The organism is Pseudomonas sp. TH32, from assembly GCF_016650855.1.
Taxonomy (GTDB): domain Bacteria; phylum Pseudomonadota; class Gammaproteobacteria; order Pseudomonadales; family Pseudomonadaceae; genus Aquipseudomonas.
Window position 1 is genome coordinate 4,444,942 of sequence record NZ_JAEKFA010000002.1, and the last position, 14,736, is coordinate 4,459,677.

18 protein-coding genes are annotated in these 14,736 nt (G+C 60.3%); 11 read left to right on the plus strand and 7 right to left on the minus strand.

What is annotated here, in order from left to right; genetic code table 11:
* Positions 1 to 251 precede the first annotated feature (251 nt).
* The 10 genes from JFV30_RS24015 (at position 252) to JFV30_RS24060 (ending at position 7,301) form a co-directional block, all read left to right on the plus strand.
* Entirely contained in the window at positions 252 to 1,226 is a 975-nt protein-coding gene (locus JFV30_RS24015; protein ID WP_010170577.1) for a KpsF/GutQ family sugar-phosphate isomerase, read from the plus strand.
* On the plus strand, positions 1,227 to 1,751 hold the full coding sequence (locus tag JFV30_RS24020; RefSeq protein ID WP_010170579.1) for a KdsC family phosphatase: 525 nt from the start codon (positions 1,227 to 1,229) through the stop codon (positions 1,749 to 1,751).
* An 8-nt stretch (positions 1,752 to 1,759) separates the two neighbouring features.
* Complete coding sequence (gene lptC / locus JFV30_RS24025) at positions 1,760 to 2,332, plus strand: LPS export ABC transporter periplasmic protein LptC (RefSeq protein ID WP_177043443.1); 573 nt, start codon at positions 1,760 to 1,762, stop codon at positions 2,330 to 2,332.
* Positions 2,319 to 2,891 carry a lipopolysaccharide transport periplasmic protein LptA gene (gene lptA / locus JFV30_RS24030; protein ID WP_010170582.1) on the plus strand — a complete coding sequence of 191 codons (573 nt, stop codon included), beginning with the start codon at positions 2,319 to 2,321 and terminating at the stop codon, positions 2,889 to 2,891. The genes lptC and lptA overlap by 14 nt, the downstream gene beginning before the upstream one ends.
* Positions 2,891 to 3,616, plus strand: a complete 726-nt coding sequence (lptB, locus tag JFV30_RS24035) for an LPS export ABC transporter ATP-binding protein (protein WP_201125360.1) — start codon at positions 2,891 to 2,893, stop codon at positions 3,614 to 3,616. Before lptA ends, lptB begins: the two co-directional genes overlap by 1 nt.
* Positions 3,617 to 3,800: 184 nt before the next feature.
* Positions 3,801 to 5,294: an RNA polymerase factor sigma-54 gene (locus JFV30_RS24040; RefSeq protein WP_010170584.1), complete on the plus strand. Its 1,494-nt coding sequence runs from the start codon at positions 3,801 to 3,803 to the stop codon at positions 5,292 to 5,294.
* 75 nt (positions 5,295 to 5,369) lie between these two features.
* Positions 5,370 to 5,675 (plus strand): ribosome hibernation-promoting factor, HPF/YfiA family, encoded by a 306-nt coding sequence (gene hpf / locus JFV30_RS24045; RefSeq protein WP_010170586.1) that lies wholly within the window; start codon positions 5,370 to 5,372, stop codon positions 5,673 to 5,675.
* Between the two features lie 12 nt (positions 5,676 to 5,687).
* Positions 5,688 to 6,152, plus strand: a complete 465-nt coding sequence (ptsN, locus tag JFV30_RS24050; protein ID WP_201125361.1) for a PTS IIA-like nitrogen regulatory protein PtsN — start codon at positions 5,688 to 5,690, stop codon at positions 6,150 to 6,152.
* Between the two features lie 2 nt (positions 6,153 to 6,154).
* Positions 6,155 to 7,012, plus strand: a complete 858-nt coding sequence (rapZ, locus tag JFV30_RS24055; protein WP_201125362.1) for an RNase adapter RapZ — start codon at positions 6,155 to 6,157, stop codon at positions 7,010 to 7,012.
* A gap of 16 nt (positions 7,013 to 7,028) precedes the next feature.
* Positions 7,029 to 7,301: an HPr family phosphocarrier protein gene (locus JFV30_RS24060; protein ID WP_012722237.1), complete on the plus strand. Its 273-nt coding sequence runs from the start codon at positions 7,029 to 7,031 to the stop codon at positions 7,299 to 7,301.
* A gap of 41 nt (positions 7,302 to 7,342) precedes the next feature.
* Here JFV30_RS24060 and JFV30_RS24065 read toward each other — a convergent pair whose 3' ends face one another.
* From JFV30_RS24065 to pmbA, 6 genes are all read right to left on the minus strand, one after another.
* A complete protein-coding gene (locus JFV30_RS24065; RefSeq protein ID WP_201125363.1) occupies positions 7,343 to 8,236 on the minus strand; it encodes a ZIP family metal transporter in 894 nt (297 codons plus the stop codon).
* Between the two features lie 31 nt (positions 8,237 to 8,267).
* A complete protein-coding gene (locus JFV30_RS24070; RefSeq protein WP_201125364.1) occupies positions 8,268 to 8,879 on the minus strand; it encodes a superoxide dismutase in 612 nt (203 codons plus the stop codon).
* Position 8,880: 1 nt separating this feature from the next.
* Positions 8,881 to 9,324: a hypothetical protein gene (locus tag JFV30_RS24075; protein ID WP_010170597.1), complete on the minus strand. Its 444-nt coding sequence runs from the start codon at positions 9,322 to 9,324 to the stop codon at positions 8,881 to 8,883.
* A gap of 27 nt (positions 9,325 to 9,351) precedes the next feature.
* Positions 9,352 to 10,728: a class II fumarate hydratase gene (locus JFV30_RS24080; protein WP_201125365.1), complete on the minus strand. Its 1,377-nt coding sequence runs from the start codon at positions 10,726 to 10,728 to the stop codon at positions 9,352 to 9,354.
* Entirely contained in the window at positions 10,721 to 11,116 is a 396-nt protein-coding gene (locus JFV30_RS24085) for a hypothetical protein (RefSeq protein ID WP_010170602.1), read from the minus strand. Before JFV30_RS24085 ends, JFV30_RS24080 begins: the two co-directional genes overlap by 8 nt.
* 149 nt (positions 11,117 to 11,265) lie before the next feature.
* Positions 11,266 to 12,612 (minus strand): metalloprotease PmbA, encoded by a 1,347-nt coding sequence (pmbA, locus tag JFV30_RS24090; protein ID WP_010170604.1) that lies wholly within the window; start codon positions 12,610 to 12,612, stop codon positions 11,266 to 11,268.
* A gap of 108 nt (positions 12,613 to 12,720) precedes the next feature.
* Between pmbA and yjgA the strand changes: the two genes are divergently transcribed.
* Complete coding sequence (gene yjgA, locus JFV30_RS24095) at positions 12,721 to 13,242, plus strand: ribosome biogenesis factor YjgA (RefSeq protein WP_003216092.1); 522 nt, start codon at positions 12,721 to 12,723, stop codon at positions 13,240 to 13,242.
* 45 nt (positions 13,243 to 13,287) lie between these two features.
* On the opposite strand, the gene tldD is transcribed toward yjgA, so the two are convergent.
* Positions 13,288 to 14,730: a metalloprotease TldD gene (gene tldD / locus JFV30_RS24100; protein ID WP_201125366.1), complete on the minus strand. Its 1,443-nt coding sequence runs from the start codon at positions 14,728 to 14,730 to the stop codon at positions 13,288 to 13,290.
* Positions 14,731 to 14,736: the final 6 nt, after the last annotated feature.

A 14,736-nucleotide genomic window follows, 5' to 3' on the forward strand; every position in this document is an offset into this window, starting at 1 on the left:
TTCGACAAATGCTTGCGCCGAATAGACATAAAGGCTGTGCGGACCGAACTGGCGGCGAACTATATCACTGCTGGTACAGCGCCCCCAAGGCCGGAACAGAGCTTGTTCAGAAACAGGACAGGTAAAAAATCCTTGCTGAGGATCAATCTCAACCACAGAGGGTAATGAATAAAGCCTGACGAACTTGCGTGAGGGAATTGATCATTACCGCTATAATCGCCGACTTTTCGTCAGGCTATACGATTTCAGACATGAGCCAATCCAGCGACCTTATTCAATCCGCACAACGCACCATCCGCCTCGAGCTTGAAGCCGTAGAAGGTTTACTGGCCCATATCGACGCGGATTTCGTACGCGCATGCGAGATGATTCTGGCCAGCAAGGGCCGCGTAGTCGTGGTCGGCATGGGCAAATCCGGGCATGTCGGCAACAAGATCGCCGCCACCCTGGCAAGCACCGGGACCACCGCGTTCTTCGTGCACCCGGCCGAAGCCAGCCACGGTGACATGGGCATGATCACGCGGGATGACATCATCCTCGCGCTGTCCAACTCCGGCACCACCAACGAAATCGTGACCCTGCTGCCGCTGATCAAGCGCCTGGGCATCCAGCTGATCAGCGTGACCGGCAACCCGGACTCGACGCTGGCCAAAGCAGCCGAAGTGAATTTGAACGTGCACGTTGCCGAAGAGGCCTGCCCACTGAACCTGGCACCCACCTCCTCCACCACTGCCGCCCTGGTCATGGGCGATGCACTGGCCGTGGCATTGCTGGAAGCTCGCGGGTTTACCGCCGAAGACTTCGCGTTCTCCCATCCGGGTGGCGCCCTGGGCCGTCGCCTGCTGCTGAAGGTGGAAAACGTGATGCATGCCGGCGACGAGTTGCCACAAGTGGCGCGCGGCACCTTGCTTAAGGACGCCTTGATGGAAATGACCCTCAAGCGCCTCGGCATGACCGTGATCCTGGAGCCCGACGGGCGCCTGGCCGGGGTTTTCACCGACGGTGACCTGCGCCGCACCCTGGATCGCAACCTCGACATCCAGACCGCAACCATCGACGAAGTCATGACGCCTCACGGCAAGACCGCCCGCCCCGACATGCTCGCAGCCGAAGCGCTGAAGATCATGGAAGACCATAAAATCCTGGCGCTGGTGGTGGTCGACGGCGACGACCGCCCGGTTGGCGCCCTGAACATGCACGACTTGCTGCGTGCAGGAGTGATGTAAATGACCACCGATCTGTTGCAACGGGGCAAGAACATCAAGCTGGCGATTTTCGACGTCGACGGCGTACTGACGGATGGCCGCCTGTACTTCCTGGAAGACGGCAGCGAGTTCAAGACGTTCAACACCCTCGATGGCCAGGGCATCAAGATGCTGATGGCCGCGGGCGTGCAAACCGGCATCATCAGCGGTCGCAAGACCCCGGTTGTGGAACGCCGCGCACAAAACCTGGGGATTCCTCACCTGTATCAGGGCCGCGAGGATAAACTGGTGGTTCTGGACGAGCTTCTTGGCCAACTCAACCTAAGCTATGAACAGGTCGCCTACCTCGGTGACGACTTACCCGACCTGCCGGTGATTCGCCGGGTCGGCCTGGGCATGGCCGTGGCCAATGCGGCGGCGTTCGTTCGCGAACACGCCCATGGTGTGACCACCGCCCGCGGCGGCGAAGGCGCCGCCCGCGAGTTCTGCGAATTGATTCTGCGCGCCCAAGGCAGCCTTGAAGCGGCTCACGCCGCCTACCTATAGAGCGTTTTATGCTGAGTAAAAAGATTCGCAATTTTCTGATATTCGCCGTCATCGCCGCCGTGTTTCTCGCGGTCGGCTACTGGAATATCAGCCCGGAGCGCTTCCTCGACAAGCCTGTTGCGCAGGTCGACGAGAGCGCTATCGACTATTACGCCATCAACGCCCACAGCATCCAGTACCTGCCCGATGGCAAGGTTCAGTATGAAATGACCTCCGACAAGGTCGAACACTTGAAGGCATCCGAGGTCACTTTGCTGACCAAGCCGGACATGAACCTGTATCGCGGCGCCGAATTCCCGTGGCACGTCACCAGTGAGCGTGGCGAGGTCAACCCGGACGGCACCCAGGTGGAATTGATTGACTCGGTGCGTGTAGCCCGTACCGACGCCAAGAACCGCGACACCATTATTACCAGCAGTCGCATGACCGTATTCCCACAGAAGCAATATGCGCAGACCGAGCAAGACGTTAGAATCGACGGCGCTGGCGGTGTATCGACTGGCAAGGGAATGAAAGCGTATTTGAAAGAAAGCAGGATACACCTGCTATCGAACGTAAGAGGACAGTATGAGGCTCGTTAAAACCCTCCCTATTTTGCTCGGCCTGGGCGCAGCACTGGGAAGCGTGAGCGCCTGGGCTCTGCCGAACGATAGCCAGCAACCGATCCACATTCAGGCCGATGATGCGCAACTGGATGACAAGAAAGGTATTGCGACCTACACCGGCGACGTCATCATCACTCAAGGCTCGATGAAAGTGACGGGTAATACCGTGACACTGACTCGCACCCCGGCAGGCGATATCGACGTGGTTACTTCGGTCGGCAACCTGGCGTATTTCGAACAACTGCAAAAAGTGGGCGACCCTACACCGGTCAAAGGCTACGGCAAGACGATCCAGTACCACGCGCAGCAAAACCGCATCGTGCTGATCGATCAGGCCAGGGTCATCAATGACGGCAACACCACTGACGGCGAAAAAATCGTCTATGACACGGTGAAGCAGATTGCCCAGGCCGGTCGTGCCACCGGTACGAAGATCGGCACGCCGAAGCCGCGCATCGATATGGTTATCCAGCCGAAGCAGAAAGCCGACGCCGCCCAGCCGACGCCGAAAACCGACGCGAAGAAGGCGAATTAATGGCAACCCTGAAAGCCCAGCATCTGGCCAAGGCCTATAAAAGCCGTCAGGTCGTGCGCGACGTCAGCCTGTCGATCGACAGCGGCCAGATCGTCGGCTTGCTCGGCCCCAACGGTGCCGGCAAGACCACCTGTTTCTACATGATTGTCGGCCTGGTTCGGGCCGATCAAGGCCGCGTGCTGATCGACGACCTGGACGTCAGCCACCAGCCGATGCACGGTCGTGCACAGGCGGGTATCGGCTATCTTCCCCAGGAAGCGTCGATCTTCCGCAAACTGTCGGTTTCCGACAACATCATGGCGATCCTCGAGACCCGCAAGGAACTCGACCGCGCCGGGCGCAAGAAAGAACTGGAAAGCCTGTTGCAGGAATTCCATATCAACCACATTCGCGACAACCTCGGCATGAGCCTTTCCGGCGGCGAGCGTCGTCGCGTGGAAATCGCCCGCGCCCTGGCCACTGCGCCAAAGTTCATCCTGCTGGACGAACCTTTCGCCGGTGTCGACCCGATTTCCGTCGGCGACATCAAGCAGATCATCCATCACCTCAAGGCCAAGGGCATCGGTGTGTTGATCACCGACCACAACGTCCGTGAGACCCTCGATATCTGCGAAACCGCCTACATCGTCAACGATGGACAGCTGATTGCCGAAGGTGACTCTGCCACTATCCTGGCCAACGAACTGGTCAAGGAAGTGTATCTGGGTCACGAGTTCCGCCTGTAAACACGGTGGTATCAGGCCATTCGCCATGGAGCGCGGGAGTCAATAAAAACCTCAGTATTTTTATTGTTACCGCGCTCTAGGCAAAGCCCCCGATATCAGGCATATAATTTGCTTATGTTTGGCGCTCACGCGCCCTGTCGTGGATGGCGCATTGCGCCGGCGAATAAGGTGTTAAGCCCCTGCCATGAAACCATCGCTAGTCCTGAGAATGGGCCAGCAGCTGACGATGACACCGCAGCTGCAACAGGCCATCCGCCTGCTCCAATTGTCGACCCTGGACCTGCAACAGGAAATCCAGGAGGCCCTGGAGTCCAATCCGATGCTCGAACGCCAGGAAGAAGGCGACGACTTCGATAATGCAGACCCGCTGGCCGACAACATCGAGCAAAAACCCAACCCCGACGTACAGGAACCCTCCTACCAGGAAACCGCCCCCACGGTGGACAACCTCGAGGACGGTGAATGGAACGAACGCATTCCCAACGAGCTTCCCGTCGACACCGCGTGGGAAGACGTCTACCAGACCAGCGCCAGCAGCCTGCCCAGCAATGACGATGACGAGTGGGACTTCACCACCCGCACCTCCGCCGGCGAGAGCCTGCAGAGCCATTTGCTCTGGCAACTGAACCTGGCACCGATGTCCGACACCGATCGCCTGATCGCCGTCACCCTGATCGACTGCATCAACAATCAGGGCTACCTGGACGAGACCCTTGAGGAGATCCTCGAGGCCTTCGACCCGGAACTGGACATCGAACTGGACGAAATCGAAGCCGTCCTGCACCGCATCCAGCAATTCGAGCCAGCCGGTATCGGCGCCCGCAGCCTCAGCGAGTGCCTGCTGTTGCAACTGCGCCAACTGCCGGCCAAGACGCCTTGGCTGGCCGAAGCGCAGCGCCTGGTCACCGACTACATCGACTTGCTCGGCAGCCGCGACTACAGCCAGCTGATGCGCCGCATGAAGCTCAAGGAAGATGACCTGCGCCAGATCATCGAGCTGGTGCAGAGCCTCAACCCGCGCCCCGGCTCGCAGATCGAGTCCAGCGAAGCCGAATACGTCGTCCCCGATGTGATCGTGCGCAAGGACAACGAGCGCTGGCTGGTGGAGCTGAACCAGGAATCGGTGCCGCGCCTGCGGGTCAACCCGCAATATGCAGGGTTTGTACGCCGCGCCGACACCAGCGCCGACAACACCTTCATGCGCAACCAGTTGCAGGAAGCCCGCTGGTTCATCAAGAGCCTGCAAAGCCGCAACGAAACCCTGATGAAAGTCGCCACCCAGATCGTCGAGCACCAGCGCGGCTTCCTGGAATACGGCGATGAGGCGATGAAGCCGCTGGTACTGCACGACATCGCCGAGGCGGTGGGCATGCACGAATCAACGATTTCCCGGGTGACCACGCAAAAATTCATGCATACCCCACGGGGTATTTATGAGCTGAAATACTTTTTCTCCAGCCATGTCAGCACCTCCGAAGGCGGCGAATGCTCGTCCACGGCGATCCGCGCGATCATCAAAAAACTGGTTGCCGCGGAAAATCAGAAAAAGCCGTTGAGTGACAGCAAGATCGCTGGTTTACTGGAGGCACAAGGCATTCAGGTCGCCCGTCGAACCGTCGCCAAGTACCGCGAGTCCCTGGGGATCGCGCCTTCCAGCGAGCGTAAACGTTTGATGTGACGGGCGGGCCATAGCGTTCCAGTGGCAGGCACCCCGGCCTGCCGCTTTATGCACTGGCAACGAAGGAGAAGCTGTATGCAAGTCAACATCAGTGGACACCAACTGGAAGTGACCGAACCGCTGCGCGCCTATATCGGCGAAAAACTCAAACGAATTGAGGGGCATTTCGACAAGATCACCAACGTGCAAGTCATCATGACTGTCGAGAAGCTCAAGCAGAAAATCGAAGCCACCTTGCGTATACCCGGCGGGGAAGTAGTCGCCAATGCCGAGCATTCAGATATGTATGCTGCCATTGACGACCTGACCGACAAGCTGGATCGCCAAATCAAAAAGCATAAGGAAAAGCAGCAGAGTCTTCTTCAAGGCACTGGCCGCTAACACTCCCCACCCATGATTCGACTTGAAACCATCCTGACCCCCGGCCGTTCCCTCGTGAACGTGCCGGGCGGCAGTAAAAAACGTGCCCTCGAACAAATTGCCAACCTGATCGGCCGCGAAGTGCCCGAGCTGGATACGCAAGCTGTGTATGAGGCACTGATCGCCCGTGAAAAGCTCGGTTCGACCGGCTTTGGCAACGGCATCGCCATTCCTCACTGCCGCCTGCAAGGCTGTGAGTCTCCAGTCAGCGCCCTGCTGCACCTGGACGCCCCCATCGATTTCGACGCCATCGACGGCGCGCCGGTCGACCTGCTGTTTGTTCTGCTGGTCCCGCAAGCTGCCACCGATGCGCACCTGCAACTGCTTCGGCAGATCGCCAGCATGCTCGACCGCAAGGAAGTACGCGACAAACTGCGCAGCGCTCCCAGCAATGAGGCGCTTTATCAGGTTGTACTGGATGAACAAAACGGGCAGTAATCATGCGTTTGATCATCGTCAGCGGCCGCTCCGGCTCAGGAAAAAGCACGGCTCTCAATGTTCTTGAGGACAACGGCTTCTATTGCATCGACAACCTGCCCGCCGGCCTGCTGCCGGAACTGGCGGAACGTGCACTGATCCATACCGAGTTGGCGCAACCGCTGGTCGCTGTCTCGATCGACGCCCGCAACCTGCCCAGCCACCTCACCCGCTTCCCTGAACTGCTCGAAGAAGTGCGGGCCAAGCACATCCACTGCGATGTGCTGTACCTGGACGCCGACGAAGAAACCCTGCTCAAGCGTTTCTCCGAGACCCGTCGCCGCCACCCACTGAGCAGCCCGCATCGCTCGCTGGCAGAAGCCATCGAGGACGAGACCAAACTGCTGGGGCCGATCATTGACCTGGCCGACCTCAAGATCAACACCACCAGCCTGAACCTGTATCAACTGCGCGATGCGATAAAGCTGCGCCTGCTGAATCAGCCGGAGCCGGGCACCGCGTTTCTGGTGGAGTCGTTTGGCTTCAAGCGCGGCATGCCGGTGGATGCCGACCTGGTGTTTGATGTGCGCTGCCTGCCCAACCCGTACTGGAAGCCGGAACTGCGCGATCAGTCCGGGCTGGACGAACCTGTGGCGGAATATTTGGCAGCGCAACCGGATGTAGAGGAGATGTTCCAGGATATCTCCAGCTACCTGCTCAAATGGCTGCCGCGCTTTGCGGCCAGCAACCGGGCTTATGTCACCATCGCCATTGGCTGCACCGGCGGCCATCACCGTTCCGTCTACCTGACCGAACGCCTGGGCAAGGTGCTGCAACAAACCCTCAAGAACGTCCAGGTTCGCCACCGCGACCTTAGCTGAAAGGAACACCCCCGCGATGCCCGCTCTGGAAATTGAAATCATCAACAAGCTGGGCCTGCACGCCCGGGCTTCGGCCAAGTTCGTCGGCGTCGCCGGCCAGTTCCCTTGCCAGATTCGCGCCGGGCGCACCCCGGAATCCATGGTCGACGGCAAAAGCATCATGGCCATGATGATGCTGGCGGCGGGCAAGGGCACGAAGATTCACTTGAAGACGGAAGGCGAGCAAGAGCAGGAAGCGATGGATGCGCTGGTGGCGTTGATCAACAACTATTTTGACGAAGGCGAGTAGAACCCGCCTCCCCTGTGACAGGGTGAAGCCCGCAAGCGGCTTCACCCCAACGCTGTATCCATCACCATCATCAAACAAAACCCGATACACAGTCCCAGGCTGGCGAGCTTGTCATGGCCATTGCGCCGCGATTCGGGAATCACTTCGTGGGTCACCACCAACAGCATCGCCCCGGCCGCCAGCGCCAACCCCAACGGCAACAGTACCTCCGCCAGGCTTACCAGCCAGGCACACAGCACCGCAAACACCGGCTCCACCAACCCGGACGCCGCGCCAATCAGGAACGCCTTGACCCGCGACATCCCTGCCCCGGCCAGCACCAAGGCAATCACCAAGCCCTCCGGCACATCCTGCAAGGCAATGCCCATGGCCAGGCTGTCGGCATCGGGCATGCCGCCGCCCGCCGAGACACCCACTGCCATGCCTTCGGGAATATTGTGGGCAATGATGGCGAACACAAACAGCCAGATGCGCGGCGGAATCACCGGATGTTCCGGACTGCCCACCAGCATTTCCGGGCTGGCGCCGGAGACCTTGCGATCTACCAGATACAGCCCGAATGCGCCCAGCATGATGCCAAAACTGATCAAGCCGCTGGCGGCCCAAGGCGTCAGCCCGAGGTTTTCAGCAGCAGCAATACCCGGCACGATCAGCGAAAACGCGGTGGCCGCCAGCATCACCCCCGCACCGAAGCCCAGCAGCGTGTCACTCACCGCCAATGGCATCCGGCGAATCACCAGTACCGGCACGGCGCCCAAGGCGGTGCCAAGGGCGCAAATGGCCCCCCCCTGCAACGCGCGCAGGATGCGGGGCTCCAGGTCAAGCCAGGCCAACCCTTGGGCCACCAGCAATGCAGTTCCTGCCAATAGCAGCAGCGAGCCAAACGCATAACGAAACATTCGCACGCTGCTGATCGCCAGTGTTTCAGTGCCCATAGTCGGCCTTAGATCTTGTTATAGAGGAGTTTCAGCCCAGCGCAGCCTGGTACCGTTCGGCAACTTCCGGCCAATTGATGACGCTGTAGAACGCGTTGATGTATTCCGGGCGACGGTTCTGGTACAGCAGGTAGTAAGCGTGCTCCCAGACGTCCAGGCCGAGGATCGGCGTATTGCCGTTCATCAGCGGGCTGTCCTGGTTGCCGCTGCTTTCCACCACCAGGATCTTTTGCGGGGTAACGCTCAACCACGCCCAGCCACTGCCGAAGCGGGTCAAGGCAGCCTTGGTGAAGGCCTCTTTGAAGGCGTCGAAACCACCCAACTGCTCGTCGATGGCTTTGCCCAGCGCGCCGTCTGGCTTGCCGCCGCCCTTGGGCGACATGACGGCCCAGAACAACGAGTGGTTGGCGTGACCGCCGCCCTGGTTGATCACCGCCGCCCGGAGTTTTTCCGGCAGTTGCTGCACGCTGGACACCAGTTTCTCCACCGGCCAACCGGCAAACTCGGTGCCTTCGACAGCCGCGTTGAGGTTATTGATGTAGGTCTGGTGGTGCTTGGTGTAGTGGATCTCCATGGTTTGCGCGTCGATATGCGGTTCAAGGGCATCGTAGGCGTAAGGCAACGCCGGCAAGGTGTAGGACATATCAATGAGCTCCATAAAAAGGGCTGTTGCGGGTCGACGCATCCGAGGGCGCCACGTTGCTGCCCAGCAAGCGATGAGTACGCGGGTACTCACCGTGATCGCTGATGAAATTCAGCAGCTCGACGTAGGTCTTGCTGCTCTGGCGCAGGGCCGCTTCCCTCAGTAGCGGGTTAAGACGGGTGTCCTGAATGGTCTGCAACAGGCGCTGGTGAATGGCGCAGAGGTATTCCGCGCTTTCTTCCGGCTGGTTCAGGCGCAGATGCAGGTCCGCCAGGTTGTGATGGGAAATGACGCAAGCCGCCACTGCTTCGTCGGCATCCGCCCAGCGCTCAAACAACACTTGAGCCAGGGCCAGGGCTTGCAGGTAGGCCTCGCGGGCATCTACCAGCTCGCCCGCCATAAAGCAGCGATTGGCCCGTTCGATCGTGCGTTTCCAGTGCTCCATGGTGAGCCTCCAAAGCAGGGTCGGTGATTACACGCCGCCGGCCGTGAGCTTTTCCGGATCCAGCAGGATTTCCAGTTGGCTGCGGGGCAAGTCGGTGTGTTCGAGCGCCACATCAATCACCGGACGGCCTTGTTGATAGGCCTTCTTGGCGATTTCGGCGGCCTTTTGGTAACCGATGATCGGGTTGAGTGCGGTCACCAGGATCGGGTTGCGCGACAGCGCCTCCTTGAGCTTGGCTTCGTTGACCTTGAAGCTGGCAATGGCCTTGTCCGCCAGCAAACGGCTTGAGTTGGCCAGCAATTCCAGGCTGCCGAGCAGGTTCTGGGCAATGATCGGCAGCATCACATTGAGTTCGAAGTTGCCGGACTGACCGGCGATGGTGATCACCGTGTCATTGCCGATGACTTGCGCGGCAACCATCGCAGTGGCTTCCGGGATCACCGGGTTGACCTTGCCCGGCATGATTGAGGAGCCCGGCTGCAGGCCCTCCAGTTCTATTTCACCGAGGCCGGCCAACGGGCCGGAGTTCATCCAGCGCAAGTCGTTGGCAATTTTCATCAAGGACACCGCAGTGGTCTTGAGTTGCCCGGAGACCGCGACGGCAGTGTCCTGGGAGCCAATCAGTGCAAACAGGTTCTTGCCGGGTGTGAATTGAACCTGAGTCAGGCCGCTCAGTTGCTGGCTGAAACGCGCCGCAAATTCCGGATGGGCATTGATCCCGGTACCGACGGCGGTACCGCCCTGGGCCAGCGCCTGCAAACTCGGCAGCAGGTCTTGCAGATGGCCGATATTCGCCTTGAGTTGCTGGGCCCAGCCATTGAGCACCTGGCTCATGCGCACTGGCATGGCGTCCATCAGGTGCGTCCGGCCGGTCTTGACGAAGCGATGCACCTCTTCGGCCTTGTGTTCGATCACCTGCACCAGGTGCAGCAGTGCCGGCAGCGTTTGTTCGTGCAGCACCAGCGCCGCGCTGACATGGATGGTGGTGGGGATGATGTCGTTACTGCTCTGGCCGCAGTTGACGTGATCGTTAGGGTTGACCGGCTCGCCCAGCAAACGGCTGGCGAGGGTCGCAATCACTTCGTTGGCGTTCATGTTGGAGCTGGTGCCAGAACCGGTCTGGAAGATATCCACCGGGAAATGCTGCATGAAGTCGCCTTCCAGCAAGCCTTGGGCCGCATCAACGATGGCCTTGCCCTGGGCTTCGCTCAGTTGTTTCAGCTCCACGTTGGCCTTGGCGGCGGCGGCCTTGGCCAGGATCAGCGCACGGATGAATTGCGCCGGCATACGTTGATGGCTGATGGGAAAGTTGTTCACCGCTCGCTGGGTTTGTGCGCCATACAGTGCCTCGGCCGGCACTTGCAGTTCGCCCATGCTGTCGCGTTCGATACGGGTGTTACTCATCGGAAGATCCTTGCACCAGGTCAGAGTGAGAAATCGATGGCAGCAATTCGCAGGTCGCCAATTGCCAGGCAAAGGTCTGCCAGCGCTTGAGGCGGCAGGCACAGTGGGACAGTTTTTCCAGGTCGCGCAACGGGCGCCAGGCCTGGTCCAGGCACATGGACCGCCAGTGCCAGGGCAAGGCGATGTCGGAGGCGGTGTCGAGCAGCAGGCGGAATGAGGTCTCGCCGATGGTCCACGGATGGGTCGCCGTGCAACAGGCGAGGTACCGGCCTTCGGCCAGGTAATGTTCGATCAGGCGGGGCTCGTCGGGATCAAGGCCGCAGCGAATCTGACGGCTCATCCAACGCCAGCTTTCCAGGTAGGGATCCTCATGCAGGACAGAACTCATGATCCACGCTCATTCGGTAATGATATTTATTATTAAATGATATTGAGAATCAAAACAAGAGCCTGAAAAAATCACTCGGAATTCCAGGCACAAAAAAAAACGCGCCACCCAATGGGTGGCGCGCCTTGTTTACAGCGTCTTTCGAAGGGTTAGCTGCCAGCGACGGTCATCTTCTCGATCAATACCGAACCGGTGCGGATGTTGCTGCGCAGTTCCAGGTCATTACCCACCGCGACAATCTGCTTGAACATGTCGCGCATGTTGCCGGCGATGGTCACTTCCTGCACGGCGAACTGAATTTCGCCGTTTTCAACCCAGAAACCCGCCGCGCCACGGGAGTAGTCGCCCGTGACCATGTTCAGGCCATGCCCCATCAACTCGGTGACCAGCAAGCCGCGCCCCATACGGCGCAACAGCGCCGCCTGGTCTTCATCGCCATGGGTGATGAACAGGTTGTGCACGCCGCCGGCGTTGGCGGTGCTGGGCAGGCCGAGCTTGCGACCGGCATAGGTGCCCAGCACATAGGACACCAACTCACCGTTCTCGACGAACGGCTTGGCATAGGTGGCCAGGCCATCACCGTCAAACGACGAACTGCCCATGGCGCGCATCAGGTGCGGACGCTCATCGATGGTCAGCCACTCCGGGAACAGCTTCTGGCCGATCGCCCCTTCCAGGAACGACGACTTGCGATACAGGTTGCCGCCGGAAATCGCCCCAAGGAAACTGCCGAACAAACCACCGGCCAGTTCCGCCGAGAACAGCACCGGTACTTCGCACGTCGGCACCGGACGCGCGCCCAGGCGGCTGGCGGCCCGTTGCGCGGCACGCTGGCCAATGCTCACCGGGTCCGCCAGCAAATCGCCCTGGCGGTTCACGTCGTACCAGTAATCACGCTGCATCTGGCCGTTGGCTTCGGCAATCATCACGCAGCTCAGGCTGTGACGCGTCGAGGCATAACCGCCGATAAAACCGTGGCTGTTGCCATACACACGGCAGCCCTGGTGGGTGCTCAAGGTGGTGCCATCGGCGTTCTTGATCCGGCTGTCGGCATCAAAGGCCGCCGCCTCACAGGTCAGCGCTTGTTCAATGGCCTGCTCCGGGGTGATATCCCAGGCGTGAAACAGGTCAAAATCCTTCAGGTCACGCGCCATCAAGGCCGCATCGGCCAGGCCCGAGCTTTCGTCTTCGGAAGTGTGCTTGGCAATCGCCAGTGCGGCGGCGACGGTTTCGCGAATCGCTTCCGGGCCACTGGCGGAGGTGCTGGCCGAGCCTTTGCGCTGGCCCACGTACAAGGTGATGCCAAACCCCTGGTCGCGGTTGAATTCGACGGTTTCCACTTCACGCTGGCGCACCGAAGTCGACAACCCCTGCTCCAGGGACACCGCCACTTCACAGGCACTGGCCCCCTGGCGCTTGGCCTCGGCAATGATCTGCTCGACTTGTTCCTGCAGTGCCGGTAACGCTTGCGGACCGACGCTTTGGGCTGCACTCATGGTTTTCTCCACTCAAATTCTGCTTTCGGTTAAGGCCTTCTAGCGACCGGGCCGGACAAGCGGCCCCCGACTGGTTATCATGGCGGCGTTTCTTTGCGGACTGCCACCATGGTTGATTCTTACGACGACTCCCTCGATGGGGAGAAAAGCAAATCTCAGGTCAAACGTGAGCTACATGCTCTGGTTGACCTCGGCGAGCGCCTTACAACACTCAAGCCTGACTTGTGTGCAAAACTGCCATTGACCGACGCCCTGCGCCGGGCTCTGAACGATGCGCCCAAGCACACCGCGAATATCGCGCGTAAACGGCACCTTATGTTTATCGGCAAACTGATGCGCGACCAGGACACTGACGCGATTCTGACGTTGCTCGATCAACTCGACGCCTCCACTCGCCAGTACAACGAGCGCTTCCATAACCTGGAACGCTGGCGTGATCGCCTGATCGCCGGCGACGACGCGGTGCTGGAGAAGTTCGTCATCGAATACCCGGATGCCGATCGCCAACAATTGCGCTCCCTGATCCGTCAGGCCCAGCACGAACTGGCGCAAAGCAAGCCACCGGCTTCCAGCCGAAAAATCTTCAAATACATCCGTGAGCTGGACGATAGTCAACGCGGCCTGCGCTGACCCTCTTCCCCGGGTGGCGGCCTTCGCCACCCGAAGCTCCCGTTCTTACGACCCCGTGCCACCCACGGTGATCGCATCAATTTTCAGGGTTGGCTGGCCGACACCCACCGGCACCGACTGCCCATCTTTCCCGCACGTCCCCACACCGCTGTCCAGCGACAGGTCGTTACCGACCATCGACACCTTGCTCATGGCTTCCGGGCCATTGCCAATCAACGTTGCACCCTTGACCGGCGCGGTGATCTTGCCGTCTTCGATCAAGTACGCCTCGCTGGTGGAGAACACAAACTTGCCGCTGGTGATGTCCACCTGCCCGCCACCGAGGTTGGCGCAGTAGATGCCGCGCTTCACCGAGGCGATGATTTCCGCCGGGTCGCTTTCGCCACCGAGCATGTAGGTATTGGTCATGCGCGGCATCGGCAGGTGCGCGTAGGACTCGCGACGACCGTTACCCGTGCGGGCCACGCCCATCAGGCGAGCGTTGAGCTTGTCTTGCATGTAGCCCTTGAGCACGCCGTTTTCGATCAGGGTGGTGCACTCCGTCGGCGTGCCTTCATCATCGACGCTCAACGAACCACGACGCCCGGCCAGGGTGCCGTCGTCGACGATGGTGCAGAGCTTGGACGCAACCATCTCGCCCATGCGGCCGCTGTAGGCCGAACTGCCCTTGCGGTTGAAGTCACCTTCCAGGCCGTGGCCCACCGCTTCATGCAACAGCACGCCGGACCAGCCGGAACCCAGCACCACCGGCAACGTACCGGCCGGAGCCGGAATCGCTTCCAGATTGACCAGCGCCTGGCGCAGCGCTTCACGGGCATACCCCATGGCGCGGTCTTCGGTGAGGAAATAACGGTAGTCGGTACGCCCGCCACCACCATGGCCACCGCGCTCGCGGCGGCCGTTCTGCTCAACAATCACACTGACATTGAAACGCACCAGTGGCCGCACATCCGCCGCCAGGCCGCCATCGGTGGAGGCCACGAGGATGCGCTCCCACACGCCGGCCATGCTCACGGTGACTTGTTGGATGCGCGGGTCCAGGGCGCGGGTCGCGGCGTCCACACGCTTGAGCAGCTCGACCTTTTCGGCGCGGCTGATCACTTCCAGCGGGTTATCCGGCGCATACAACTGGGCCGCGTCCTGGGTGCTGAACGCCTGCACCGTGCCGTTCTGGCCGGCACGGGAGATCGAACGGGCAGCGCGAGCCGCCAGGCCCAGGGCTTCAAGGGTGATGGCATTGCTGTAGGCAAAACCGGTTTTTTCACCGGACTGGGCACGCACGCCCACGCCTTGGTCGAGGTTGAAGCTGCCTTCCTTGACGATCCCGTCTTCCAGGGCCCAGGACTCGGAAATCTGCCCCTGGAAATACAGGTCGGCAGCATCAATGCCCGGCCCGGCCAGATCGCCGAGGACCGTTTGCAAGCTTTCGATGGTCACGCCACCGGGCGCCAGGAGGTGTTCACTGACTGAGGACAACAACTCGCTCATAGGTTT

What these genes read in the sequence shown, in the direction of transcription:
- pmbA (WP_010170604.1), bottom strand. Translation starts at nt 12,612, where the DNA reads ATGAGTGCAGCCCAAAGCGTCGGTCCGCAAGCGTTACCGGCACTGCAG.
- lptA (WP_010170582.1), top strand. Translation starts at nt 2,319, where the DNA reads ATGAGGCTCGTTAAAACCCTCCCTATTTTGCTCGGCCTGGGCGCAGCA.
- lptC (WP_177043443.1), top strand. Translation starts at nt 1,760, where the DNA reads ATGCTGAGTAAAAAGATTCGCAATTTTCTGATATTCGCCGTCATCGCC.
- ptsN (WP_201125361.1), top strand. Translation starts at nt 5,688, where the DNA reads ATGATTCGACTTGAAACCATCCTGACCCCCGGCCGTTCCCTCGTGAAC.
- JFV30_RS24080 (WP_201125365.1), bottom strand. Translation starts at nt 10,728, where the DNA reads ATGAGTAACACCCGTATCGAACGCGACAGCATGGGCGAACTGCAAGTG.
- JFV30_RS24085 (WP_010170602.1), bottom strand. Translation starts at nt 11,116, where the DNA reads ATGAGTTCTGTCCTGCATGAGGATCCCTACCTGGAAAGCTGGCGTTGG.
- JFV30_RS24040 (WP_010170584.1), top strand. Translation starts at nt 3,801, where the DNA reads ATGAAACCATCGCTAGTCCTGAGAATGGGCCAGCAGCTGACGATGACA.
- tldD (WP_201125366.1), bottom strand. Translation starts at nt 14,730, where the DNA reads ATGAGCGAGTTGTTGTCCTCAGTCAGTGAACACCTCCTGGCGCCCGGT.
- JFV30_RS24065 (WP_201125363.1), bottom strand. Translation starts at nt 8,236, where the DNA reads ATGGGCACTGAAACACTGGCGATCAGCAGCGTGCGAATGTTTCGTTAT.
- JFV30_RS24060 (WP_012722237.1), top strand. Translation starts at nt 7,029, where the DNA reads ATGCCCGCTCTGGAAATTGAAATCATCAACAAGCTGGGCCTGCACGCC.
- hpf (WP_010170586.1), top strand. Translation starts at nt 5,370, where the DNA reads ATGCAAGTCAACATCAGTGGACACCAACTGGAAGTGACCGAACCGCTG.
- yjgA (WP_003216092.1), top strand. Translation starts at nt 12,721, where the DNA reads ATGGTTGATTCTTACGACGACTCCCTCGATGGGGAGAAAAGCAAATCT.
- lptB (WP_201125360.1), top strand. Translation starts at nt 2,891, where the DNA reads ATGGCAACCCTGAAAGCCCAGCATCTGGCCAAGGCCTATAAAAGCCGT.
- JFV30_RS24075 (WP_010170597.1), bottom strand. Translation starts at nt 9,324, where the DNA reads ATGGAGCACTGGAAACGCACGATCGAACGGGCCAATCGCTGCTTTATG.
- rapZ (WP_201125362.1), top strand. Translation starts at nt 6,155, where the DNA reads ATGCGTTTGATCATCGTCAGCGGCCGCTCCGGCTCAGGAAAAAGCACG.
- JFV30_RS24015 (WP_010170577.1), top strand. Translation starts at nt 252, where the DNA reads ATGAGCCAATCCAGCGACCTTATTCAATCCGCACAACGCACCATCCGC.
- JFV30_RS24070 (WP_201125364.1), bottom strand. Translation starts at nt 8,879, where the DNA reads ATGTCCTACACCTTGCCGGCGTTGCCTTACGCCTACGATGCCCTTGAA.
- JFV30_RS24020 (WP_010170579.1), top strand. Translation starts at nt 1,227, where the DNA reads ATGACCACCGATCTGTTGCAACGGGGCAAGAACATCAAGCTGGCGATT.